Annotated in this window: 21 protein-coding genes; 4 read left to right on the top strand and 17 right to left on the bottom strand. The window is 56.1% G+C overall.

Annotated elements, in window-relative coordinates; all coding sequences use genetic code 11:
• Window positions 1–40 precede the first annotated feature (40 nt).
• Window positions 41–334: a DUF6509 family protein gene (locus AWM70_RS20195; RefSeq protein WP_068699444.1), complete on the bottom strand. Its 294-nt coding sequence runs from the start codon at window positions 332–334 to the stop codon at window positions 41–43.
• A 155-nt stretch (window positions 335–489) separates the two neighbouring features.
• Between AWM70_RS20195 and AWM70_RS20190 the strand changes: the two genes are divergently transcribed.
• Window positions 490–1,002, top strand: a complete 513-nt coding sequence (locus AWM70_RS20190) for a hypothetical protein (protein WP_237167763.1) — start codon at window positions 490–492, stop codon at window positions 1,000–1,002.
• Between the two features lie 120 nt (window positions 1,003–1,122).
• Here the strand turns inward: AWM70_RS20190 and rlmN are convergent, their stop codons facing one another.
• The gene (rlmN, locus tag AWM70_RS20185; protein ID WP_068699442.1) at window positions 1,123–2,181 is read right to left on the bottom strand and encodes a dual-specificity RNA methyltransferase RlmN; all 1,059 of its coding nucleotides are present in this window, start codon (window positions 2,179–2,181) and stop codon (window positions 1,123–1,125) included.
• A gap of 240 nt (window positions 2,182–2,421) precedes the next feature.
• On the opposite strand from rlmN, the gene AWM70_RS20180 reads away from it, so the two are divergent.
• Window positions 2,422–2,961 carry an RNA polymerase sigma factor gene (locus tag AWM70_RS20180; protein ID WP_068699440.1) on the top strand — a complete coding sequence of 180 codons (540 nt, stop codon included), beginning with the start codon at window positions 2,422–2,424 and terminating at the stop codon, window positions 2,959–2,961.
• Complete coding sequence (locus AWM70_RS20175) at window positions 2,948–4,075, top strand: DUF4179 domain-containing protein (protein WP_068699438.1); 1,128 nt, start codon at window positions 2,948–2,950, stop codon at window positions 4,073–4,075. Before AWM70_RS20180 ends, AWM70_RS20175 begins: the two co-directional genes overlap by 14 nt.
• A gap of 156 nt (window positions 4,076–4,231) precedes the next feature.
• Here the strand turns inward: AWM70_RS20175 and AWM70_RS20170 are convergent, their stop codons facing one another.
• Window positions 4,232–4,729 (bottom strand): glutathione peroxidase, encoded by a 498-nt coding sequence (locus AWM70_RS20170; RefSeq protein WP_068699437.1) that lies wholly within the window; start codon window positions 4,727–4,729, stop codon window positions 4,232–4,234.
• Between the two features lie 272 nt (window positions 4,730–5,001).
• On the opposite strand from AWM70_RS20170, the gene AWM70_RS20165 reads away from it, so the two are divergent.
• Complete coding sequence (locus AWM70_RS20165) at window positions 5,002–5,592, top strand: P-loop nucleotide/nucleoside kinase family protein (RefSeq protein ID WP_068699436.1); 591 nt, start codon at window positions 5,002–5,004, stop codon at window positions 5,590–5,592.
• Between the two features lie 134 nt (window positions 5,593–5,726).
• On the opposite strand, the gene AWM70_RS20160 is transcribed toward AWM70_RS20165, so the two are convergent.
• The 14 genes from AWM70_RS20160 to AWM70_RS20095 form a co-directional block, all read right to left on the bottom strand.
• The gene (locus AWM70_RS20160) at window positions 5,727–7,142 is read right to left on the bottom strand and encodes a hypothetical protein (RefSeq protein WP_068699434.1); all 1,416 of its coding nucleotides are present in this window, start codon (window positions 7,140–7,142) and stop codon (window positions 5,727–5,729) included.
• 244 nt (window positions 7,143–7,386) lie between these two features.
• Window positions 7,387–8,328 carry an NAD-dependent epimerase/dehydratase family protein gene (locus AWM70_RS20155; protein ID WP_068699432.1) on the bottom strand — a complete coding sequence of 314 codons (942 nt, stop codon included), beginning with the start codon at window positions 8,326–8,328 and terminating at the stop codon, window positions 7,387–7,389.
• A gap of 70 nt (window positions 8,329–8,398) precedes the next feature.
• The gene (locus AWM70_RS22990) at window positions 8,399–9,565 is read right to left on the bottom strand and encodes an LCP family protein (RefSeq protein WP_083180451.1); all 1,167 of its coding nucleotides are present in this window, start codon (window positions 9,563–9,565) and stop codon (window positions 8,399–8,401) included.
• A gap of 38 nt (window positions 9,566–9,603) precedes the next feature.
• Window positions 9,604–11,037, bottom strand: coding sequence for a sugar transferase (locus AWM70_RS20145; protein WP_068699430.1), 1,434 nt, complete (start codon window positions 11,035–11,037; stop codon window positions 9,604–9,606).
• The gene (locus tag AWM70_RS20140) at window positions 11,034–12,287 is read right to left on the bottom strand and encodes a glycosyltransferase family 4 protein (protein WP_083180450.1); all 1,254 of its coding nucleotides are present in this window, start codon (window positions 12,285–12,287) and stop codon (window positions 11,034–11,036) included. The genes AWM70_RS20145 and AWM70_RS20140 overlap by 4 nt, the downstream gene beginning before the upstream one ends.
• Complete coding sequence (locus AWM70_RS20135) at window positions 12,220–13,374, bottom strand: glycosyltransferase (RefSeq protein ID WP_068699429.1); 1,155 nt, start codon at window positions 13,372–13,374, stop codon at window positions 12,220–12,222. The genes AWM70_RS20140 and AWM70_RS20135 overlap by 68 nt, the downstream gene beginning before the upstream one ends.
• Window positions 13,340–14,623: an O-antigen ligase family protein gene (locus tag AWM70_RS20130; protein WP_068699428.1), complete on the bottom strand. Its 1,284-nt coding sequence runs from the start codon at window positions 14,621–14,623 to the stop codon at window positions 13,340–13,342. Before AWM70_RS20130 ends, AWM70_RS20135 begins: the two co-directional genes overlap by 35 nt.
• Window positions 14,620–16,008: a glycosyltransferase family protein gene (locus AWM70_RS20125; RefSeq protein WP_151208781.1), complete on the bottom strand. Its 1,389-nt coding sequence runs from the start codon at window positions 16,006–16,008 to the stop codon at window positions 14,620–14,622. The genes AWM70_RS20130 and AWM70_RS20125 overlap by 4 nt, the downstream gene beginning before the upstream one ends.
• A 5-nt stretch (window positions 16,009–16,013) precedes the next feature.
• The gene (locus tag AWM70_RS20120; protein ID WP_068699425.1) at window positions 16,014–17,804 is read right to left on the bottom strand and encodes a polysaccharide deacetylase family protein; all 1,791 of its coding nucleotides are present in this window, start codon (window positions 17,802–17,804) and stop codon (window positions 16,014–16,016) included.
• A 37-nt stretch (window positions 17,805–17,841) separates the two neighbouring features.
• Window positions 17,842–19,437, bottom strand: a complete 1,596-nt coding sequence (locus AWM70_RS20115) for a lipopolysaccharide biosynthesis protein (protein ID WP_068699423.1) — start codon at window positions 19,435–19,437, stop codon at window positions 17,842–17,844.
• A gap of 6 nt (window positions 19,438–19,443) precedes the next feature.
• On the bottom strand, window positions 19,444–20,568 hold the full coding sequence (locus AWM70_RS20110; protein WP_237167762.1) for a DegT/DnrJ/EryC1/StrS family aminotransferase: 1,125 nt from the start codon (window positions 20,566–20,568) through the stop codon (window positions 19,444–19,446).
• 2 nt (window positions 20,569–20,570) lie between these two features.
• Window positions 20,571–21,155 (bottom strand): acyltransferase, encoded by a 585-nt coding sequence (locus AWM70_RS20105; RefSeq protein WP_068699421.1) that lies wholly within the window; start codon window positions 21,153–21,155, stop codon window positions 20,571–20,573.
• A gap of 36 nt (window positions 21,156–21,191) precedes the next feature.
• Window positions 21,192–22,529, bottom strand: a complete 1,338-nt coding sequence (locus AWM70_RS20100) for a nucleotide sugar dehydrogenase (protein WP_068699419.1) — start codon at window positions 22,527–22,529, stop codon at window positions 21,192–21,194.
• 57 nt (window positions 22,530–22,586) lie between these two features.
• Complete coding sequence (locus tag AWM70_RS20095) at window positions 22,587–23,585, bottom strand: Gfo/Idh/MocA family protein (RefSeq protein ID WP_068699417.1); 999 nt, start codon at window positions 23,583–23,585, stop codon at window positions 22,587–22,589.
• Window positions 23,586–23,657 lie beyond the last annotated feature (72 nt).

Here is a 23,657-nt window from a genome sequence, read left to right as displayed (position 1 = left end):
TTCGGTATCTACAGCTAAGCAGCCAAAGACCAGTCGGCCCTTACTCCTCTTCCGGCAGATGCTCCTTGCAGAACTGCTCCAGCTCGGCTTCCTCATCATCCTCAAGATCAAACTCCAGGATTTTGTCCGTACCGCGCTCCACCAGATCATAACTCACTACCCGGACTTCGCCGTTATCGTCTTTCACGATAACGCGGGCATATACACCGTTCACGGTATAGAGGTCGTCGTCCTCTGGAATCTCAAGATTGATTCGGAATTCATATCTTTTGCCGGTCAAAATGCCAAACGGATCTTTGACATATTCCGCTGTATAATCTTTAACATTCAGCATGCGGTTAAACATCCTCTTTTCTGAATAAATTCGTCCTTTATTCTACCACACTCAGTCTCAAGACCGATATGTTTTACACTCCAGGGAATGAAGACAACCACCTATCCCCGTGTTATGCTGAGGACAGCTAAAAACACGTTAGGGAGTGAATCCTTTTGAAAGTTGACCGTATTGCTTTCCTGGGCCCGATTCTGGTGCTGCTGGGCATCTTTATGCTCATCAAGGGGGAAATCCATTGGACGACAGGCTCCACCTTTACTTACTTCTGGCCCACGTTGTTTATCTTTCCCGTGGCTGTATTTTTTCACTGGCTGTATTTCTCTATTCTCCAGCGCCGCGGAGTCGGCGTGCTCGTGCCGGGCGGCGTGCTGCTGATTGTGGCCCTGGTCTGCCAAATTGCCATGCTGTTCGATAATTGGGACATGATGTGGCCAGGGTTCCTGCTGGCTCCTGCCGCCGGTTTGTTTGAGCTGTATTGGTTCGGCAACCGCAACAAATGGTTGCTGATCCCGATTAATATCCTGACCGTATTGTCCGTGCTGTTCTTCGCCGTGTTCTCGATCGGCTCCCTGCTGGGAAGCCTGGCCGGCGGTCAGCCGATCATCGCAGCCGTATTGGTTATTGCCGGGTGTCTGATGATGTTTGTACGCAAGGGTAAAGCGATGTAACTTCGGGTTAGCAACAAGAAGAGCCCTTTAAGCCGTACAGCTTAAAGGGCTCAATTTACAAACCGCCAGCCGGATTAACCGGGAGGCGGTTTATTTTTTGGCGTGAAGCGATCGTTTCTCTTACGCCCCTTTAATCTGCTTGCTCCGCAGCTGTCCGCACGCGGCATCAATATCGGTGCCGTGCTCAAGGCGGACGCTGACGTTGACGTTTTGTTTCTTCAGTTCGTCGTAGAACGCAAGAATCGTATCCCGGTCGCTGCGCTGGTATTGGCTGTGCTCATCCACCGGGTTGTACGGAATCAGGTTAACGGTAACCTGCTGTTTCCGGTCCTTGATGAGCTCTGCAAGCTCAGCCGCATGCTCGCGGCGGTCGTTGACGTCCCGCAGCAGAATGTATTCCAGCGTTACCTTCCGGTTGCTGCGCTCACAGTAGTAATCCATCGCTTCGAGCACTTTCTCGATCGGTATCGCTTTGTTGATCTTCATGATCCGCGTCCGCAGCTCGTTATTCGGCGCATGCAGCGAAATCGCCAGGTTGACCTGGAGGTCGGAATCGGCGAATTCCTTGATTTTGCCGGCCAGGCCGCTTGTGGATACGGTGATGCTTCTCGGCCCGATCGCGAGGCCTTTAGCGTCTTTGATGGTCCGGATAAAGTTGCCCATATGGACAAAGTTGTCAAACGGCTCGCCGATGCCCATTACCACAACATGGCTGACCCGTTCACGCTTGCCGGCACGGTCCAGGTGCAGCTGCACCTTCATGATCTGCTCGGTGATTTCACCCGAGGTCAGATCGCGGCTTTTGGCCAGCAGGCCGCTGGCGCAGAAGCTGCAGCCGATGTTGCAGCCGACCTGCGTGGTGACGCAGACGGAAAGGCCGTATTTTTGCCGCATCAAAACGGTTTCAATCAGGTTGCCGTCCTGCAGCTTGAACAGGAATTTGATCGTACCGTCCACCGACTCCTGGCGGGTGTGTTCTTCCATGGTCTGCAGCACGAAATGTTCTTTCAGCAGCTCTACAACAGCAGCGTTAGCGCCGGTCATCGCTTCAAAAGAAGTCACGCGCTCGCGATACAAGGCTTCCCAGACCGGAATAGCTCTCGATCTCTTGTGACCGTGCTCCTCCAGCCAAACCGACAGCTGCTCTAACGTAAATCCGTAAAGGGTGGGTTTGTTCATGTTTTTGTTTCCTCTTTCCGATCTATAGAAATTTCGTACAAAGATTCATGCACAGCCATAAAGATCAACAGTTATTAAAAGGCGTATAACCCTATCATTGTCCCAAATTTTACGTTCTAACACAAGGGGAATGATTGGCACGGGACAAGTCTTGGCCTAACTTTTTTCAAGAGATGTGACCATCCGCCGGTCCGCCCTGTCTAAATAATAGCAGCACAAAACAAGGAAAGGAGATGCCTGATGAATAGCGCTAAACTTGCAGCAAAAGCGATAGCCGGAGATGCAGAGGCCTTTATCGCTCTGGTCAAGGAGCACGAGAAGTCCCTTCACTACATGGCTAAATCCATTTTGGGCAAAGACGAAGACGTCGCAGACGCTCTCCAGGAAACCCTACTGAAAGCCTTCAAGGCCATTCCCGGCTTAAAGGAGCCCCAGTATTTCAAAACCTGGATCTTCAGGATTCTGATCAATGAATGCCACAATCTTCTGGCCCAGCGCTCACGTACAGATGTCTATGCCGAAATCCCCGCCGGAGCTGCCGTATACGCTAGTAATGAATACGACAAGATCGATTTGAGGGATGCAGTAGACCAGCTGGAGGAGCCGCAGCGGCTTGCGGTTATTCTTCACTATTTTGAGGATCTGCCGCTTCGCCAGGTGGCCCTGGCCCTGGATATCTCCGAAAGCGCGGCAAAAATGCGGCTGATGCGGGCGCGCGACACACTCCAAAATCAGTTATCTACATTTCGAGAGGGGAAGATGAATTATGGCAGTATCTGAATGGGAACAAGAGTTGAAAAAGGCTGACAGCCTCCATCCGGAGATGTCCCCGCTGGTAAGAAAACGCCTGGACGAAACCTATGATCTGATCGCCCGTCAGGCGGGACACGCTCCACTGCGGAAAACCCGGCTCCGCCGCTGGAGTTATACCGCTGCTGCAGCGGGAGTCCTCGGTATCGGACTGTTTGCTTCGGCTTTTGTTTCTCCGGCTATGGCAGATTCCATCAAAAACCTTCCCATCATCAGCAGCCTCTTCAGCTCGATTCAAGGCGATATCGGGCTCCGCACGGCAGGTGAGCTTGGCATGACCGCAAACATGAACAGCCTGGCTGCTTATGAGAAGGTGAAGCTGAAGGTAACGGAAACGATTTATGACGGCACACGCGCTGCCTTTCTCTTAACCGTTGACGCTCCGAATCTTAACGAAGGAATTTATTTCAACGGGAAGAAAAAGATGAAGCTCAGCAGTGCTGTTGAGCAGGTAGTGTTAAACGCAAACGGCCAAGGGACAGGCGAGTGGAACTCGCTTACAGACGCAGGCCTGTTCTATGGCGGGGCAGGAAAAAACCAGCCAAACACCCTTGTGTTTGAACAAATCCTTCCCGAATCCGGCGGCCATGAGGCTCCTGCTGCCTTCAATGCCACCGTCACCTTAAAGCTCGACGGGATGGATCACGAATTCACTTTAGATATTCCGTTCCACAAAACCACGAATGTCGGAGCCGTATTTTCACCAAACCTGGAAACCGCAAGCGATGACTACACCATGATGGTTACGAAGGTTTCTGTTACTCCTGTGACTACACGGATCATGACCACGCTGACCTATAAACATTCGGATACCCTGTCAGCCAAGGAAGAACGCCGGATGAACGGGATCGGTATAGCCGTATTCGATGATCAGGGCCGCCGTCTGCCTTCTCTAAATGGAGAAGGGACCTTCGAAGGAAACACGCTGATCTTTGACCGCCGCTATGCTACTACAGCAGCAACAAGCAAATATCTGATTATCAAACCCTTTGTGATCAAAGACGACTTTACCGAGGAGGTAAAGGACAGCCAGTATATCCAAGAGCTTGAAGCCAAAGTCGAACTGCCGCCCGCCATTAAATAAATTAATAAATAAACAGACCACGGGAGTTCCCGCGGTCTGTTTGTATGGTTACGATATCCGATTACCGGATAATCCTCGTCTGACTCCCATCCCCGTCCATAATGAATAAGATAAAGCGGAAGTCGTGAACCGAAGAACTCAATCTAAACAGCCGCCCTAAGCGTGAACGCTGCTGCTGTCCAGCACTTTGCGGATTTCGCTTTCGAGGCTCTCCGGCGTATCCTTGGAGCCAAAACGTTTCAGTACACGGCCATCGCGGTCCACAAGGAATTTGGTGAAATTCCATTTGATCGTTCTTGAGCCGAAGAGCCCCCTCGCTTCATTCGTCAGCAGACGAAACAACGGATGGGCCGTTTTTCCGTTGACGTCGATTTTGGCGAACAGCGGGAAATTGACCCCGAAATTAATTTCACAAGCCTCCGCTACCTCTTCATTCGTTTCCAGCTCTTGATTGGCAAACTGGCCGCTCGGGAAACCAAGCACAACAAAGCCCTGATCCTTATATTGATCGTACAGCTTCTGAAGGCCCTTGAACTGGGGTGCAAAACCGCATTTGGTTGCCGTGTTCACAATCAGCATCACCTGGCCCCGGTAAGGCGAAAGGTTCCCGTGTTTCCCCTGGATCGTCTCGACTTCGATGTCGTAAATGGACATATGGACTGCCTCCTTCACGTTTCTATTCCTGTATATTCAACTCATTCGTTAATTCTTGGTGTGCGGTAAGTTCATTATAGAACTTTTGGAGGAGGGAAAAAAGAAGGGGTATGGAATAGGATGGTTAAGACCAAACAGCAAACAGAGAGCTTTTTTTGAAAAATCTATAAATCTAGGACTTTTCTATTTAGTAAGAATCAAAAATGATAGATTGAGAAAGAGAAGTTGCAGCTGTCAGAACCACCGATCCATGATTTTAAAGGAGATCGCTTATGACGAATTCGAATAATAGCGGCAAACGATTGATTTTCCTTATTTCCGGTCCACTTGGCACCGGCAAATCCACCGTATCCAAACAGTTGGCGAAGAAGCTCCCCAACTGCGTGATGATTGAAGGCGACCATTTATTCCATATGTTTAACGAGGGAAGCGCCGCAGACTCGACTTCTTGGGAGCGGCGGGTGTCCGTCACCTGGACGAATTTAGCTGCAGTCACCCGTACTTTCCTTCAGGACGGATTAAATGTGGTGATTGATTTTGTCGTCGAAGAGGAACTCGAATGGTTTAAAGAACAAATAGCCGATTTCCATGCGGAAATTCGTTATGCAGTGCTTAGAGCCGACGCTGAAATCTTGAAAAATAGGCTCGAACGCCGTGGAGACCCGGATTCCCTGGATCGTTCGCTCTTCTTGCTTAATCAATTAGAGACTTCACCGGCTAACAAGCCGTATTTGTACGATACGACAACGAAACAGCCTGACGAGATTGTGCTGGATCTTTTGGAGGACGGCCGGTTTAGGCTGCCTCACACAAGGAATGTTGAGGAAAATATCAATGGAGAGCACGGCGAACATGCAGAGTAAGTACAGGTTATAGGTAAGGCAAGCCGTAATCCAAGTTATAAAAACAGCCCGACAGGAACCCCTGCCGGGCTGTTGGGACTAACCAGAAATCGTTTCATGTGCAAATTCAAACAGAAATACTATCGTGCTGAATGCTAAATCAGAAACATCGCCACTACAGTTGTGACGGCCAGGCCGATCAGCACCGGCTTCAGGTTGCGCCGGGCCAGCTCAAACGGGCTGACGCCGCAGATCGCGGCTGCCGGGATGAGTGCCCAAGGGATCAGCGTACCGCCGCCGACCCAGATGGCAGCAACCTGCCCGAGGGCGGTCAGCGTCGCAGCTCCGGAGCCGATCGCTGTCGCAAACAGATGTGCGATCGAACCGGCGAGCGAAATGCCCGAGAAACCCGAGCCGTCCAGGCCGGTAATCGCACCGGTAACCGTCAGCGTTATGGCCGAGGCGACATTATTCAGCGGGACTTCATGCGCCAGGGCTACGCCAAGGTCATTGACGATCCCCTGAGAGCCTTGCGGCAGAACATTGCCGAACATTTCCGTAAACGCTGCATCGCCCAAATAGAAGAAAGCCGCAATCGGAATAACCGGTCCAAACACTTTAAAGCCAAACACAAAGCCGTCGATCAAATAAGATGTCATCTGCTCAAGCCCTTTGTTCCGGTGGGCAAACAACGTCACCGCAAGCAGGATCAGGATGGCTGTTCCGCCGACAAGGGCCGTGGCGTCTCCGCCTTGCAGATGCAGCACAAACATGGCGATCACATCAATGGCAAACAGGATTGGAACAAGAATGGCAAGGGCTCGCTTGGCAGCCGGATGGACAATTGCGGGCGTGTGATCCGGGCTGTCCGCAGAGGCCAAAGCCCCGGTGCCGCTTCTCCCTGTGACCAAGCCGTCGCGGAATGTTCCCTTTTTCAGATCCCGCCGCATCATCCAGTAAGCCGTAACGGTGGTGACCAGACCCATAACCACGACAAGCGGCACGCTGGCCTCCATCACACTGGAAACCGGAAGACCTGCCGCATCCGCGGTAAGCTTGGGGGCTCCCTGAATAATGTAGTCACCTGATAAAGCTATGCCATGGCCAAACAAGTTCATCGCTACCGCCGCACCAAGCGCCGGCAGACCTACCCGCAATGCCACCGGAAGCAGCACGGCCCCGATCAGGGCCACCGCCGGTGACGGCCAGAAGAAAAACGACGTTATCATCATGATGAGCCCTATGCCCCAGTAAGCCAGCGCAGGTGTGCGCAGAAACCGGGTCAGCGGAGCCACCATCGTTTCATTAATGCCGGTAACAATCAGCACCCGGCTCATCGCAACAATAATGGAGATAATCATAATCGTCCCCATCAGTTCCTTGGTGGCGTAGATAAAGGAATTAAATATACCCGAAACCGAGCCGCTTAAGGTCTCCGTAGCTATAAGACCCAGCGTAAAGATCCCGGCCACGCAAATCATCGTCGTATCGCGCCGCCGAACCAGCAGGGCCATAATAAACACAATAAAAGCCAGATATACCCAGTGGAGGGCCGTCAAATGAATACCCACTGCTGTCACACCCCTTCGCTTCCGCCTGAACCTCTAACAACAAGTCCGGTGGTTATATGTATGCAAAGGGGTAGGCATGGGTTCAAGCGGAGCCGGGAAACGCCGAAAACCGCCCTTTGCAGGACGGTTCCCGGCTTAGTTGCCCGCCGCTTAAGAGGGGGAATCACAGCGATTAACCAAGCAGATGATCGATATATCTTATGCTTGAGGAAGGGAATGTTTTACAATCATTCCCTTTTTATTTTTAAAATCCCATCTTTATCTCTCTGCGAAGTTCCCTTTCGTATTGAATCATCTCTTTAAGCCCGTCCAGCATCGAATAGGCAGGCTCCCAGCCCAACACATGCAAAGCTCGGCGGTTGTCCAGCAGACTGTCCAGAATATCTCCCGGCTTGAAAGGGCGGTATTCCGGCTCCAGCCCCCCTTGGCCGCAAATCTCCCTGATCAGACGGAACAGCTCATTTACAGAAACCGGGCGTCCGCTGCCGACATTCAGTATTTCCCTCTCGCCCTGGAAGAGAGCGGCCGCATTCGCGGCAGCCACGTCCTTGACATAGATGAAATCCCTTGTCTGTTCTCCGTTCCCATTGATCCAGGGCCGATCCCCCTCCAATATTCGTTTCACGAAGGAAGCGACGACGCTGCTCTCTCCTTTGGAGTTCTGCCGTATCCCGTACACGTTGGCATATCGCAAAATCACATAATTCAATCCGTACCTTTCCGCAAACATCTGTATGTAAAATTCTGCGATCTTCTTGGATGCCCCGTAAAAAGACAACGGCTCGGCCGGCGAACCCTCCGAAATCGGCAGCTCGCTCGCATTGCCGTAAACAGCGGCCGAGGATGCAAACACAAGCTTGGCTACATTGTAATCGACGCACTGCTTCAGCAGGTTCACGGTGCCAACGATATTGTGCCTTGCATCAAGGGAAGGAAATTCAAGGGAACGCTGTACGCTGACCTGCGCGGCCAGATGAATAACAGCTTCAGGTCTTTCGGCGGCAAACACGGCGGACAGATTCTCTGAACTGATATCCAGCGGATAAAAGGCGACTTTCGGGCCGGAGAAAGTACGCGTACCCTGCTCCAGATCATCCACAACAACAACCTCATGCCCTTGCCTTAACAGCAGTTCAACCGTATGCAGGCCGATAAACCCGGCTCCTCCGGTAACAACAATCTTCATCGCATTCGACTCTCCCATTCACAATTAGTGCTTTTGTCCTCCAATATATGAAGGAGAGGCTTCAAGTAGACTAGTCTTCCAAAAGCTTTTTGGCGAGACGCTCCCAGGCCTCGAGGTCCGGAATCCAGTAATAGAGTTCCTTCCCCACCAGCGGGTCCTTCGCTTTCCCGCTGCGCCCGGGAACCTGCTCATATTGGATGTCTTCACTCTGTAAGTCTTTGGCCAGCAGGGACAAGCTGATGATATCGCTGTCGCTTAAATTCGTATCCAGAATATCCTTCTTCACCTGGCTGAGCAGGCCTGGAATCCGGACCAGATTGTCCGGCTGCAGCAGGGTTCGGAGCAGAGTCTTCAAGACCAGCGCTTGATTCTGCTGGCGGTTGATATCTCCAGAGGCCAGGGAATGCCGCTCCTGGACCAGCTTCAGCGTGAGGTCCCCGTTCAGATGCTGGCGGCCCGCCGGCAGGGTACGATGGGCGTAAGTCAATTTAACCGGTTCCTCCAGGGTAATGTCCAAACCACCTATCGAATCGACAAAATGAACAAAACCGGCGAAATTGGTTTTCATATAATAATTGATAGTGCACCCGCACAGGTTGCTTGCCGCCTGAAGCGAAGCTAACGTTCCGGCATGACTCCCCCCTTTGAGCTCTCCTACCAAGTGGGCGTGGTTAATTTTGGTATAACCGACGCCCTTCAGGTTCACCCGGGTATCCCGGGGAATAGAGATCAGATTCACCTGATGCCGGTCCAGATTAACATGGGCCAACATCATAACGTCCGTCCGGGAATCCTCCGACTCACGCGCATCAATGCCCAGCAGCAGCAGATTGAACCTAGTCTCGGACGATCCGCTGGACGAAACGGGCGCTGAAGGGCCCGTGGCTAATACGTCCGAGTTATCCCCCTCCCGGCTCCCACTGCCGCTTTGGCCATTTCGACTGCTGCCATTCCCGTTCAAACCCGCCGAGCCTTCCGGTGGCACATTGTTTTCAGTGTTTCCGTTCCCGCTGCCAGTGCCGCTGCCGGACTCTATGGCCGCAGCCGCTTCTCCTCCAGCATCCCTTTCAGGTATAGCTGCAACCGGAATATTTCCCGTGCGGAAATGATGTTCCGGCGACAACCGGATCATCGCCGCTGCCCCGGCTCCTGCAAGCAGCAGCAAAGCACAACCGGCGATTAGCGCAATGGTTCTGAGCTTGCGTTTCGGTTTGGGCTGTCTCCTTCTGCTTCTCATCGGTTGTCCCTCCTGATTTCGCCGTTTAAATCCCGTTTCTACTCTGCAGCCGCAGGCGGCTGGGAGGAAGGTTCACCGGCAGCTGCCCAGGCAAGCTCCTGCCCTTTCTTGTCTTCCGCAGCCTGCTTCACTCCCCTTGCCTGCTCCCGGTTGAGCACAACCTGCAGCGTCTGGAATAAAATTTTCAAGTCCAGCAGCAAGGAATAATTCTTCATATACATGAGGTCATACCTCAGTTTATCCGCAGGCGTAGTCGCATAACCGGCCATCACCTGGGCCAGCCCGGTCAGTCCCGGTTTGACCATGAGGCGGTAGGTGTAATAGGGAAGTTCCTCTTTGAACTGCTCAATGAAGAAAGCCCGCTCCGGCCGGGGTCCAACCAGGCTCATCTGCCCGGCCAGCACATTAAACAGCTGCGGGAGTTCATCGATGCGCGTTGCCCGAAGCATCCGGCCCAGCGGGGTTATCCGGTGATCCCTATCCCCCGCCAGCACCGGTCCGGTGGACTGCTCCGCCTTATCCACCATACTGCGGAATTTGAGCAGCCTGAACGGTTTGCCCAGCTGTCCAACCCGCTCCTGCACATAAAGCGCCCCGCCTTTGGAGGTGGCAGGAATGAGCAGCAGCATAGCCAACAGCAGCGGGGAGGTGAAGATCAACAGCAGCGACGAGCAGAGGATGTCCAGCCCTCTTTTTAACAGCCGTTCCGGCAGCGTGGGATGAGGGGGCATGATCGAATATACGAGCAGATCGTCGATCTGCTGGGCCTCGGCCTTGACCAGATACAGCTCATAGAACCCCGGGATCAGCAGCACCTCCATTTGCCGTTCTCCCGCTTCCCGAATCCACTCGCTCCGAACCCCCTCCGGAACGCCTTGTCCTATCATCAGCACCTCCGCCTCCTGCCAGTCGATGCCTGCCAGCCGGGCAGCCTCGTCGGCCTGCACGGCCGGGACGGTAATAACCCGGGTAATCTCCAGCCAGGGAGCCCCTGTCTGCCGCAATTTCTCCAGCATCAGCAGGTCCGTGGAATGTCCACTGACGATGACCAGGGCCTTTCTCCGTCCGCTTCCTTTGGCTTGAATGTAGAACAAGAGAAGACGCAGACCGAAAGTCACCAGCACTTGCGCTACAAAAGCCGTGGCAACTACCGATCGAGGCAAGCTGAAGGTCTTCAGCCAATAATTCACAGCAATTAATTCGGCCACAAACAGCAGGTGTGCAAGCACCAGATTATAAAGAAGCAAAGCCGGCTTCCGTCTGCCCGCAAAGTCATAAAGGTTGAAGAAATAGTAGGTAACCGCGGTCAACAAACCAAGCCACGGCGCATAGTCCAGAAAAGAGACCCATTCATCCGCCGGAATCCGGCCGGAGAACTTCAGCAGATAAGCCAGCAGATAACTGGCATACACGCCGCCTACATCCAGCAGCAACACCGCCAGCTTGAGCCAGCCTTGTCGAAACAGCTTCATCTTCCGTCCCTCCCGGCGTTCAGTTCCTTCAAACCCGGCTCAATGCTCCGGTAAAGCTCCTTCAGCAAATCCCGAACCTTCTCCAGCCGGTAGGTTTCATAAAAAAAACTGGCGGCTGCGCCCATTCGCCGCAGCAGATCCGGATTGCGATACAGCATGCCGAGCGCCCGAACCGTACCGGCGACATCCCCCGGGGCAACCCGGAAGCCATTAAAGCCCTCGGCGACAAGATCCCGGCAGCCCCGGATGTCCGTGACCACGGCCGGTTTGCCATTCCCCAGCGCCTCCAGCAGAACCTTGGGCAATCCTTCCCGCCGAGAAAGCAGTACAACCACGTCTGAAGCCGCCATCAGCTTAAACCCGTCCTTGCGAAAGCCTAGGAACCGGACGGAATCCTGAATGTCCAATTCCTCTGCCAGCCTCCTGTAACGTTCCTCGCAGCGCCCTGCCCCTGCAATCAGGCAGCAGACGGGAATACCGTTCTTCCGGAGCCGCTGAACCGCCTGGAGCAGCTGAGCCTGATTCTTGTTGCCGTTCAGCTCCGCCATACAGAGCAGGATAAAGGCATTGGCGGGTATCTGCAGTTCCTGCATGAGTGCTGCTTTCTCCGCCTCGTCCATGCCCCGTTTATCAGGCGCTTCCACCCCTACACCCGGGAGCTGCACAACTCTGCCCCTGACCCTGAAGCGGGAGGCCCTGTCAAAATCTTCGCCGTTGATCGTAATCAACACATCGGTCCAGCGCGCGGCAAGCCGTTCAAGGGGATAATAAATCAGCCAATTGAGTAGCGGAGCCCCCCGGAAGAAATGGAAGCCGTGCGCCGTATAAAAAACATTCCCGGTTCCCGCCGCAAGCGCGGCAAGCCGCGTGATAAACCCGGCATTGGGCGTATGGACATGCACCACCTCATATCCCTCCTGCCTTAACATACGGTACATGCCCAACCAAGCCTTGAAATTGCCCGGATTCACCGGATTCCGGCTGAACGGGAGATCCCGGCATTCAAATCCCGCCTGTTCCACTTCCTCCCGCCGTCCGTCCCGGGCAGCATAGGCGTGCACCTCGAAGCCGTCCTGCCGTAAATCGTCCATAAACGGGAGATGAAAGGCGGCCAGATGCGAATAAACCGTGGCTACGTAAGCGGCTTTACGCGGAGGTGGAGAAGAAGCAGCCGAATTCCCCTCACAAGGGAACTCCCGAACGCCGCTCCAGCTTGCCTCTTCTGCCTCTGCTTCGTTCAGCTTGCTCATAAAGCACCTCCCATCTTCGTGCGATTGCCCGAATATCGTAATCCCTGCTGATCCTCTCGCGGCTGAGCCTCCCCATCGCCGCCCGCCTGCGGGAGGACAACCCCAGCAGCTTCCGCATTTCCCCAGCTAATGCAGTCGGGTCCGAAGGCGTCGACAAATAGCCGTTGACTCCATGCTGCACGATCTCACGGTTGCCGCCAGCATCCGTCGCCACAATGGGAAGGCCGCTGGCTCCGGCCTCAAGCAGTACCATCGGCAGGCCTTCCCACTTGGAGGACATCAGATAGGCGTCCGCCCCGTGCATCAGTTCCGGAATATCGGTGCGCAGGCCCAGGAACCGAACCTGTTCCCCTAACCCTGCAGTTTCGCAATACCGCTTTAGCTCAGCCTCCTCAGGACCAATTCCGGCAATCAGCAGCATCGTTTGGGGGAAGGACCTACAGACCTCGGAGAAGGCCCCCAGCATGGTCTGGTAATCTTTTTCCGGAGCTAGACGACCTACAGCCAGCCATACAAACCTTCCTTCAACCCCCAGTTTCTGACGGATCTGCATGCGGGCCCTTGCCGAGAAGCAAAACCGCTCCATATCAATGCCGTTTGGCATCAGACGGATTTTATCCGGCGGAGAAGCCTTTATGGTGACATAGCGGTTGACCGCCTCCTGACTGACATTCGTCATGACGTCGCACATCCGGTCCGTCAAGCGGTACAGCCAGGTCCGAATCCGGCCGCCTTCATGAATGCTGTGCGCGGTGCAGGCCAGCACCGGCATCCGCACGAACAGCCGTGTCACCCGGGCCAGCAGATTGGCATGGACCATATGGCTGTGCACCACATCCGGCCGGAAGGAGCGCACCAGCCGTCTGAGCCGGAACACCGCCCGCGGATCGGGCACGCCCTTGCGCATGCCCAGCGTCAGCACCCCCACGCCCATGGCTGTCAGCTCTTCCAGATATGCAGCCGGTTCGATCATGCTGATCAGCTGGACGACAAAGCCGGCTCCCCTAAACATCCGGCTGAGCTGAACAACCTGCGCTTCGGCTCCGGCATAATCAAGCCCTGTGATAAGAAAGAGAACCTTCTTCATATTTCGCAGCTCCTTCGTATTCCCGCTTCGGCTTGAAAGCCAAAGCGACCATGGCAATAAACACGTACTCAAAGTTATAGCCGAAGTCTCCGCTGACCAGCGCGCAGCCCAGCGACTGGATCAGGAGCGCCAGCAGAACGGGCTGCCGCCTCGCCGCATAAAGCGTGTAGAGAAACGCCCCCGACCAGAGGGCAATGCCCGTAATGCCCAGTTCGCTGGCCATTTCAAGCAGCACGTTGTGCGGAAATTCGTCCGTTACCGGCGGAGTATGGCCGCCCAGCCCGAGGCCAAAGAAAGGATGCTCTTCAAAGGCCTGAAGCGCCTCAAGCTGCAGCCCCACTCTGCCCAGGTAGTTGTCGTCGCCCTCGAGCTGGTTCTTGTCGATCAGCACGCCAAACCGGCTGGATTCAATCATCTCGAGCAGGGGTCCTCTCATCGCAAAAGCCACCCCCCCGGCTATGACGAACAGCACCGCCGACACTTTCAAACCTCTCGCAAGGTAACGAGCCCGGCTTCCATTCGCCCGTATTTGACGATACACGCTCCAGACGAGGATCAGCAGGTTAGCCAGGATGAAAAAGGCGAGCGGGCCGCGGGACTGGGTCTGAATCGCCGATACCAGCGCCGTCCCTCCTGCCGCGAGCCTCAGCCAAAGCGGAATCCCGCGGCCCCATAGGCAAATCGTTACCGTCAGCAGCGAAATCCGGGCATTAAATATCGGATTATCCCCCGGCAGTGTCAAACGCCCCGGATATTCGGCGGTATAGACGCCGAACGTCAGATGAATAATGGCATAAGCGAGACCAAACAGAGCCGCGAAGGACCAGGAGAAGGTGTTGTATTTCTTGTAGAAGATGTAGGTATAGAGCCCGGGAAGGACGCCGTGCGCGAACAGCAGCAGCAGCTTGGACAGCCCGCCTGACTGCTGGGGCGACCAGGCAAATGACACGATGCAGTAGCCGAAGAAGGCCGCCCACAGCCATAACCCCCCGTTATCCAGCATGCCGAGCGGCCGCAGCGGCCTTTGCAGTACAATGATGAGCACTAAGAGGAGTGGAAAAGCTACGAGGATGAGAAGCGCGTTGCCGGGCATCACTTTTTTATAGAAAAAACCGATCATATCGAAATACAGGCACAGGCCAAACAGAAACGCCGGGTTGAGAACAAGGCCCAGGTGCAGCACGCTTTGCGCGAGAAAAACCAGCATACTGCCAAGAACAACAAGGATCAGAACAGTCTCCAGGCTCATGGTCCGCTCCCATTCCCGCCGGTGCGCAGAGCGGCTATATGCTCCATGAACCGAAGACGCACGGCCTCCTTAAAGCGCGTGTCCAAATGGGAGACCTGTTCCCTGCCGATTCTCCGGCCCTTCCACGCCTCCACGAACTGCTCGATCTTGCCTAAATGCCTGCGTATTAGATCGGGTTCGGCCGGGAGCTTTAATAGAAATGGAACCTCTGCCGGAAAGTCGGTATCCTCATAGGCCATGATTACCGGCAGCCCGTTGGCCAAATACTCCCGGACCTTCAAAGGGGACGCTTCCGTCATATGCTTGCGGTACAAAGCCAGCGTACCTACGGCGATATCCGCTTGATCAAGCAGGGGCTGATAGGCGCTGCGGGTCATTTTACCGTGGAAAAAAAGGTTCTGCGGAAGTTCTGTGCCCGCCCCCTTCCCCTTTGCCGGATCTCCGGAAGCTGGTTCTCCCGCTAACGCTGATGGGCGTTGACTGGACTCCTCCGTGGCCCCAGCTCCAGTCTCCGCAACCCCTGATGTACTGCCTGTCCTGGAAGCAACCCGGACCTTCGGCCGCTCACCTGCCTTAACGAAATCCTGGGACTTGGAACCGAGTCCCGCTGAACTCTGCGAGTCATCAGCCCCATAGATCCGGAGTCCTTCGAGCTCACCGGCTTCCACGCCGATCAGGTCAAACCTCCAATCCGGTTTGAGCGAAGCCAATTCGGCGATATGATCAAGTCCATGCCAGGACTGACCCGCCGACCCCATGAAGACCAGCCGGGGAGCCCGGGGGCTGACTGCGTCTTCCTCCTGCTCGGCAGCCTCTTTGTTGTCTCGTTCGCCGGCTACGGGACCATCACCAGCCGCTTCCAGCTGAATCCCGTTGCCGATCACCATGGAGGGCTTCGCAAACGGGCGGTAATGCTCGCTTTCAGACAGCTCGCGGCTCACATAGACGTGGCCGTCCGCAGCGGACAGAACTTTTCCTCTCGTAAAGGAATGGTAATAATAACGGAACCCCTGCTCCATCCGCAGCTCGGCCATATCATTGGTGTTGATCTCCAGCACCGAAGGAACGGCCCGCAGCAGACCCGGAAGGGCGAGATAATACAAGTCGAAACGATGGTACAGCACTTCCGGCTGCCATCTCCGAACCTTTTTGGCAAGCAAGCCGAAGTCGGCCATACGGCCTGAGTACCCTTTATAGACCTGAACCGTCAGTTCAATCCCGGCTTCCGCACACGCGCGGCTCCAGTCCTCGTTGGGCCGGCAGGTAAACAGGAACAGCGCAGGCTGATGCCCCTGCTGCCGCCATTCGGTGACCTGGTGCATGACCTTTTTCAGCACTCCGCTTTCGGCCCCTTCATTCCAATGAATCAAATAAGCAATTCTCACGCCCTTCACCTCCTCGATCTCCTGCCGGCAAATCCGATCGGAACCGCCAGGCTGTCCGAATTAGACTTATCGTCTTGGTTATGCTGAATCTCTTCGGTATCTTTGAACCGATGGGCATAAGCCCGCCGCTTACTCTCCGTGCTATCGGAGCTCCTGGAACTGTCCGGACTGTCGGGGCTGTTGGGGCTCCCGGGACTCTCGGCGCCTTGTTGAAACCAGCTCAGGCAGTCCCGGTACAGCCGCCGGTCAGCCCGCCGCACCAGCTGACTGTTGTGCCACAGCAAGGTAAATTCCCCTGCGTAAGCCGCACACTGTTCAAAATAATGACGCATGGCTTGAACAGCCGCTTTTCCGTAAAGTCCCATGTAATCGGGATGCAGAATCGATTGGTCCATCACGATTAAAGGGCGCTCCCGGAGACGGAGCATCTGCCGGGTACGGAGATTAAACACGGGGTATTCGTAGCAGGTGCCGCAGCGGAAACCCGCCTGGTCCGCATAACTCAAGGTGCTGTCATAATCGAGCCCCGCTGCTTCCCAGTGCTGCCAGGTGTCCGGCGCTCTCCAGCGCAGGTAATGCTGGCGCCCGCCCCATACGTCCTGACGGATGCCCACAGCTTCGGCCGCCTCGCGAAGAAGACCGAACTGCCGGGTAATCCGCTCTGGATGCAAGTAGGTTTGATACCCCGGATGCAGCCCGATCCGGTGGCCCCGAAGGTGAATTTCCCGCAGCAGACCACGGATTTCCGGGTCTGCCATCGTGTAATTGCCGTCAAGCCCGGGAGCCGTCTCTTCTGTAATGAAGTAGAAAGAACTCTGGACACCCGCCATTTCGCTCAGCGACATCAGCCAGGCAAAGCGATTAAACGGGTCTGCCCTATAATCGCCGGCGCGGTGCAGCAGCGTCCGGGCCTTACGCAAGGCCGGCTCCAGGCTCCTGCGCCGGAGCAAATCGGCCAGGCTTTCTTTCAGCAGGCTTCCTCCGCTGCGGCGCAGCGCGAGATAAGGGACATCCACGTCATGGCTGACCGTAAGCCTCAGCCGGCGCTTCCGGCGCTGCAGGCCGGGCCAGAGGCAGCAGAGCCCCGCCCACAGCAGCTCGGCGTATTCATTTACGATCGGCCGGTTCAAGAATCCGGCTCTCGCCGCTATGGAACCGGCCGCAGTCGCCCGGTCATGCCGGTCGCGGCCCGAAGGATCGGCCAGCTCCTCGTATCTCGTCAGCATAAAGAAGCTGCCCCCGAACAAATCGATCCCGCACCACAGCCCCTTGGGTGTACGCTCCAGATATAAGCGGCTTGGGCGGGAGCGCTGCCCCTCCTTATCGCTAGAGCTGAACGCCGCGTTTGGCCCCAATCCGTACAGAACGGGAATTCCCCGCGTGTTCAGCAGACCGGAGGGAAGTTCGAGTCCCAGTCCGGCCGCCCGGCCGGCATCCCAGTGAACCAGCGGAAGCCGCGGCAGCGAACGCGGGGTCAGCCAGTCTCCCTCCGGCATTTGAAACAGCACGTCGGCCAGCTCCAGCACACTTCCGTTTACGCTCCCGTTCACTTCCCCTCCATCATTCCAGGCGCCCTGTGCCGACAGCCTACGAGACAACAACGTGACGTCACCGGCTTCTCCGCCTCCGTGCCCACTGCCCCTCCCACGGTCCTCCTGAACCGTGATTTCAATGCTGCTGCGGTCTTCGTACTCCACCCTGTAAGGCAGGCCGAGGAACTCGCCCAGCAGCACCTCATAGATATATGCTCTCTCCGGCTTACGCTGCCGGGGGGAACGCAGGATCAGCATCAGCATAGGCAATATAACCTCCTTACAGGGTTCTCCGATTCTCTTAATCCCCGCCGCCCTGCAAGCCTTCGGCCGGACCGGGAAGACTCTCATCGGATTTCGGCCCAGCCTTCAGGACTCCGTATTTGCGGATCGACCACCAGGACAAAACCAAATGCAGGATATAACCGGCCGTAGAAGCGGCGCTGAACAGAAGTACAGCTGTGCCTGCATCCTGCCCGCTGTAACGGGCCCCCAGAATGGCTCCGAGGATCATAACCGTCCGGATGATCTCGCGCAGCAGGTGCAGATCCTGGCGTTCCATCACATCAATGGTTGTTCCGACCGCATTGGCGACGAACTGGCCCAGGTACATGACCGACATCAGCCGGATATAACCGGCAGAACCGCTCCATTCCTCTCCGAATAAAGGAGCAAACACAAACGGAGCTATTCCCACAAACAAAATGAGGATCGCCGCCCCGGCAGCGAGCATCTGGAGCACCGTCCGTCTGAAGAGCGGCACCAGTCTGGATGGATCCGTCTGCATGTATGCCGACGATTCCGCCAGATAAACGCTGCGGACGGCGCTGACCAGCAGCGTCATCGGCGCGCCGAGAATACGCTGGCCCAGCGCGAACAGGCCCGCAGCCGATGTCCCATAGAAAGCGGCCAGCAGCACGGTTGGCAGATAAATTCCTATGCTGTTCAGTACATTGGAGGCCAGCGACAATTGGGGGAAACGGCGATACCGCCAGGCCACCTCTTTGAGGCGGCTCCAGCCTAAACGCCTTTGCATGAACACCATGAACGCCGCAGTCCCGGAGTCCGTCAAAGCCGCTTGTGAATCAGCCGTTTGCCCGGCTAACCGGCCGGGTGTCAGGCCGCCAGCCTGAGAAACCTCCTGTTCTGTCCCCTGTGAGGCGGCATGGTCCCTGCGCCACTGGCGCCAAAGCGGCAGCAGCCCTCCCGAACGGCCCGCAATATCTCCGGCGATCAGTCCCACCGGGCCCGGGTGGAGCAGGCTAAACGCAAGCTGGCCGCCGATCTGGCCGATGCTCTGCGTGTATTTGGTACGGGAGAGCCGGCGAAAATACTGTTTGCGCACAGCCCAGGTGCTTAAGATCTGGTAGAAGCCGGAGGCCAGCAGGCTTACCGCAAACAGCACGAAATAATTCGGCAGATCCGGTTCATTCAGCCAGCGGCCGAGCGGCCGCCGAAGCACTGCCATGGCGGCGAACACCAGAAGGCTTACGGCAACGCAAATCAGCAGGCACAACCGGACGATTTCCGAGGCTGTCCGGTCATCCTCCGGCAGCGTAATCGCATATTCGTACGCAAAGGATACAAGCATCAAAAGCATGCCAATCATGGACACATACATCGAGAAGGTGCCGTATTCTTCGGGTGTATAAAGCCGGGTAAGCAGCGGCAGTGCGGCAAAGATCAAAATCTGGCTAAGCAGCGTGCCCCCGGCCAGCACGGCGACATTCCGGATAAATCGGTCAATCGGCAGCCTTTTCAGGCAGGCGGTTAGGCGAGTGCTCTTACGTCTCCCGGTCAGGGTCGCCGTTATTCCGGCGATCCTCCGGGTACTCCCGCGGACGATCTCTCGGGCGCTCCGCCGGCTGGTCATACGGACTTTCGCACGGTCAGCCATAGGGGGTTAACGGAAATATTCCGCAATATTTCCGGCAATAAACAGCTGCGTTTCCGTATCCAAATAAGGGCCGATCGGCAGCGACAGCACTTCATTCGCCAACTGCTCGGCAACAGGCAGAGACATCTTCAGCGCAGCGTAGACCGGCAGCCGGTGTACAGGAACCGGGTAATAAACGGCGGTGCTGATGCCGGCCTCCTCCAAGGCGGCCTGCAGACCGTCTCTCCGGCCCTTCTTCACCCGCAGCGTATATTGGTGGTATACATGCTTCATACCGATTGCTTCAGCCGGGCATTGCAGCTCGGGAATATCGCCGAGCAATTTGTTATACAGGGAAGCAGCCCGGCGGCGGCGTTCGTTCCATTCCGCGGTATATGGCAGCTTAACCCGGAGAATGGCCGCTTGCATCTCGTCCAGCCTGGAATTGAAGCCAATCATTTCGTTGTAATATTTGATCCGCGAGCCGTGAGCCCGCAGCATCCGGGCTTTCTCCGCCAGATCTGCATCGTTCGTGACCAGCAGGCCTCCGTCCCCGTACGCGCCAAGGTTCTTGGAAGGGAAGAAAGAGAAACAGCCCATATGGCCGATCGTGCCGGCCTTTCGGCCCAGATGCTCAGCTCCAAATGCCTGCGCGGCATCTTCAATTACCAGCAGCCCGCAGGCTTCCGCAATCTCCATAAGTCCCTTCATGTCGGCCGTTTGTCCAAACAGATGCACGGGAATGACTGCTTTTGTCCGCGGCGTGATAGCCCGCTCCAGCTGGACCAGATCCAGGTTAAAGGTATCCGGATCCACATCCACGAATACCGGCTCTGCTCCTGCCCGGCTGATCGCTTCGGCAGTGGCAAAGAACGTAAACGGGGTCGTAATCACCTCGTCTCCCGGTCCGATCCCGGCTGCCAGCAGCGCAATCATCAGCGCGTCCGTGCCCGAGTTCAGTGCAACTGCATAAGCGGCGTCCAGTTCGGCGGCGCACTCCTGCTCCAGCCGTTTTACCTGCTCGCCCATAATAAAAACGCCTTTGTCCAAAACACCCTCGACCGCCTGCAGAATCCGGGGCTTCAGTTCCCGGACCTCACGGCTCAGATCAAGCACCGGAATCCGTTCACGGCTCATCCGCCGAGTTTCCATCGTTATTCCTCCCTTAATTTGACGATACAGCCGTCTTCCCTTACGTACTGTCTTCCGCAGTCCGGACAGCACGCGGCCGCAAGCTCGAACTTTAACCGGCCTCCACATTGGCAGGTCCATCCGATCCGCCTGGCCGGAACACCGGCGACGCAGGCGTAAGCCGGAACATCGCGGGTCACGACCGCTCCGGCGGCGACAAACGCCCATTCGCCGATTGTGACGCCGCACACCACGGTGGCGTTAGCCCCGATGGCAGCCCCTTTTTTGACGAGTGTCCGGTGATAGTCCTTGCTTGTGTTCCGGGGAAAAGCAGACCGCGGTGTCCGCACATTCGTAAATACCATGCTGGGACCGCAGAACACGTCGTCCTCCAGCTCTACTCCTTCATAGACGGATACATTATTCTGAATTTTGACGCCGCTGCCGATCATAACCCGATCCGCCACATACACGTTTTGCCCCAGGCTGCAGCCTCGTCCGATCACCGCCCGGGCGGAGATGTGGCTGTAATGCCATATCTTTGTCCCTTCGCCGATTTCGGCGCCGTCATCGATCACCGCTGTCGGATGCGCAAAATAATCCCCCATAGCGCCCGCTCCTTTGCTCAGCATTTTGAACTCTTGTTACAGCAAATAGTAGTGCTCCGGCTTCCTTTTGCCGCGGAGGGCGTTGCGGGTGTCGAACAACGGCGTTCTGCTGTCTGCAAGCATGTCGTAATCAAAGCCGGAATGGTCGGTTGTAAGGACGGCAAGGTCAGCTTCTGCCAGCAGCTCCTCCGTTACCCGCACGCATTCGTAAAACGTCCCTCCCCTATGGAAGCTCGGGATATGGGTGTCGCTGACTCGGACCCTAGCCCCTCTGGCTTCAAGCAGACCGATAATGTGAAGCGCCGGAGATTCCCGGTAATCATCAATGTCCTTTTTATAAGCCACGCCAAGCACATGAACGATTGATCCGTGCAGCGGCTTTCTCTGCTCGTTCAGAATTTCGGCGATCCGCTGCACCACAAACTCCGGCATGGTCTGATTGATTTCGCCTGCCAGCTCGATCAGCCGGGTATGAAAGCTGTATTTGCGGGCTTTCCAGGTCAGGTAAAACGGATCGACCGGGATGCAGTGCCCGCCGAGCCCCGGGCCGGGGTAGAAAGCCATAAAGCCATAAGGTTTCGTCTTCGCCGCCTCGATCACTTCCCACACATTGATTCCCATCCGGCTGCATAACAGCGCCATCTCGTTGGCCAAAGCGATGTTGATATGGCGGAAAGTATTTTCATAGATTTTCTCCATTTCAGCTACGGAAGGGCTGGAGACTACGTGCACGCTGCCTTCCAAAACCGCCCGGTACAGCGCCGCGGCGACCTCTGAGCAGGCGGGAGTCACGCCGCCGACCACTTTGGGCGTGTTCTTGGTGTTAAACAACCGGTTGCCGGGGTCTACCCTTTCCGGCGAATAGGCTAGGAAAAAGTCTTCGCCGCACACCAGGCCGGACTGCTCGAGCGCCGGTTTGACCAGCTCTTCGGTGGTTCCGGGATAAGTGGTGCTCTCCAGCACAACCAGCATGCCGGGATGGAGGTAGCGGGCCGCTTCGGCCGCCGAGTTCTCCACATAGCTCGTATCCGGCTGCTGATAACTATCCAGCGGGGTTGGCACGCAGATCGCCACCGCATCGACCTCGGCGATAAAACCGTAGTCCGCCGTCGCCCGCAGCTGCCCCGCGGCCACCATCTCCCTTAAATCGTCATCCACGATATCCCCGATATAGTTCATTCCCTGGTTGACCATGTCAATTTTGGCGGCCTGGACGTCAAAGCCGATAACGCGAAAGCCTGCTTTGGCTTTCTCCACAGCCAGAGGCAGCCCTACATAACCAAGCCCGATGACGCCTATGACCGCCGTTTTGTTCCTGAATTTGGCGAGCAGCGTTTCTTTGTGCCGCTCTTGTTCGACCGATTCCCGCACCATCGTTATCCCCCATTTTGAACAACTAAAGTGAATTCTGTATAACTTCCAATTCGGCGCCTAGCTTTTGGCAGCCCCCAGAATATCCAGAACCAGCCGTACTGAGCGCAGTCCATCCTCAACCGTTACGGACGGCTCCCGGTCCTCCTGGATCGCAGCCGTCATGTCCCGGATTATCTGTTCATGGCCGGGGATGCCGTAAGGCTCGGCTTCGATCAGCCGGATGAGCGCCGCCGCTTCTTCCTCACTCATGGAGCTGCAGCGCCAGTGGCGAATCCAGCTTGCCGTCTTCCCGCCGATTACCCCGTAGCCGTCTTCCCCGAACACGCTGATCGACTCCTCCAGATTGCCGGCGTAGACGGTCGTTGAGGCTTCAACTGTGCCCAATACGCCGCTCTCGAAGCGAAGCAGCGCCAGCGCCGTATCCTCCGCTTCCATGCGGCGGAGCCGGGTTTCCGCCATCGCGCTGACCTGCCGCACATCTCCGAACAGCCACAGCAGCAGATCCAGGCTGTGAATCGCCTGGTTCATCAGCACGCCGCCGTCCATGGCTTTGGTGCCCCTCCAGGCTGCCTGATCGTAATACGCCTGATCCCGGTTCCACCTAACCACGGCGCTGACGTGTCCGAGACGGCCGAACAACCCGCGATCCAAGGCGGCTTTGAGTTCCCTGACCGCGGGACGATACCGGTTCGGATGCACAACCGCCGCTTTCACTCCGCTTTGGCGAACCGCCTTCGCGATCCACTCGCCGTCCTCCACGGTCAGCGCCAGCGGCTTCTCAATCACTACATGTCTGCCGGCGCGCGCCGCCATGACGGCCATTTCGGCATGAAGGCCACTGGGCGTACAGATGCAGACGGCATCCAGCTTTTTTTCCTGGGCCAGCATATCCCCCAGGGTGGCGTAAGCAGCGGCTCCTGTTCGGCCTGCAGCCTCATGAAGCCGCTTCGCATCGGGATCGCATATGGCGGTTAACACGGCGCCTTCCGTGCGCCGGATAGCTTCGATATGTTTAGCCGCAATATGACCGCAGCCGGCGATACCGTAATAAATCATTCCTGACCCCTCCTCGAGCCATAATTCCAAAAGAATCCCTCGTATGACATGAGTCCGTCACACGATTCCGCC

Source organism: Paenibacillus yonginensis (assembly GCF_001685395.1).
GTDB lineage: Bacteria > Bacillota > Bacilli > Paenibacillales > Paenibacillaceae > Fontibacillus > Fontibacillus yonginensis.
The sequence above is the reverse complement of the archived record's forward strand: the minus strand, read 5'-3'. Positions and strand labels throughout refer to the sequence as shown.

Bases quoted from the DNA above. Each gene is read 5' to 3' on its own strand.
- AWM70_RS20195 (WP_068699444.1), bottom strand. From the start codon at position 334: ATGCTGAATGTTAAAGATTATACAGCGGAATATGTCAAAGATCCGTTT.
- rlmN (WP_068699442.1), bottom strand. From the start codon at position 2,181: ATGAACAAACCCACCCTTTACGGATTTACGTTAGAGCAGCTGTCGGTT.
- AWM70_RS20180 (WP_068699440.1), top strand. From the start codon at position 2,422: ATGAATAGCGCTAAACTTGCAGCAAAAGCGATAGCCGGAGATGCAGAG.
- AWM70_RS20175 (WP_068699438.1), top strand. From the start codon at position 2,948: ATGGCAGTATCTGAATGGGAACAAGAGTTGAAAAAGGCTGACAGCCTC.
- AWM70_RS20170 (WP_068699437.1), bottom strand. From the start codon at position 4,729: ATGTCCATTTACGACATCGAAGTCGAGACGATCCAGGGGAAACACGGG.
- AWM70_RS20165 (WP_068699436.1), top strand. From the start codon at position 5,002: ATGACGAATTCGAATAATAGCGGCAAACGATTGATTTTCCTTATTTCC.
- AWM70_RS20155 (WP_068699432.1), bottom strand. From the start codon at position 8,328: ATGAAGATTGTTGTTACCGGAGGAGCCGGGTTTATCGGCCTGCATACG.
- AWM70_RS22990 (WP_083180451.1), bottom strand. From the start codon at position 9,565: ATGAGAAGCAGAAGGAGACAGCCCAAACCGAAACGCAAGCTCAGAACC.
- AWM70_RS20145 (WP_068699430.1), bottom strand. From the start codon at position 11,037: ATGAAGCTGTTTCGACAAGGCTGGCTCAAGCTGGCGGTGTTGCTGCTG.
- AWM70_RS20140 (WP_083180450.1), bottom strand. From the start codon at position 12,287: ATGAGCAAGCTGAACGAAGCAGAGGCAGAAGAGGCAAGCTGGAGCGGC.
- AWM70_RS20135 (WP_068699429.1), bottom strand. From the start codon at position 13,374: ATGAAGAAGGTTCTCTTTCTTATCACAGGGCTTGATTATGCCGGAGCC.
- AWM70_RS20130 (WP_068699428.1), bottom strand. From the start codon at position 14,623: ATGAGCCTGGAGACTGTTCTGATCCTTGTTGTTCTTGGCAGTATGCTG.
- AWM70_RS20120 (WP_068699425.1), bottom strand. From the start codon at position 17,804: ATGCTGATGCTGATCCTGCGTTCCCCCCGGCAGCGTAAGCCGGAGAGA.
- AWM70_RS20115 (WP_068699423.1), bottom strand. From the start codon at position 19,437: ATGGCTGACCGTGCGAAAGTCCGTATGACCAGCCGGCGGAGCGCCCGA.
- AWM70_RS20110 (WP_237167762.1), bottom strand. From the start codon at position 20,568: ATGGAAACTCGGCGGATGAGCCGTGAACGGATTCCGGTGCTTGATCTG.
- AWM70_RS20105 (WP_068699421.1), bottom strand. From the start codon at position 21,155: ATGGGGGATTATTTTGCGCATCCGACAGCGGTGATCGATGACGGCGCC.
- AWM70_RS20100 (WP_068699419.1), bottom strand. From the start codon at position 22,529: ATGGTGCGGGAATCGGTCGAACAAGAGCGGCACAAAGAAACGCTGCTC.
- AWM70_RS20095 (WP_068699417.1), bottom strand. From the start codon at position 23,585: ATGATTTATTACGGTATCGCCGGCTGCGGTCATATTGCGGCTAAACAT.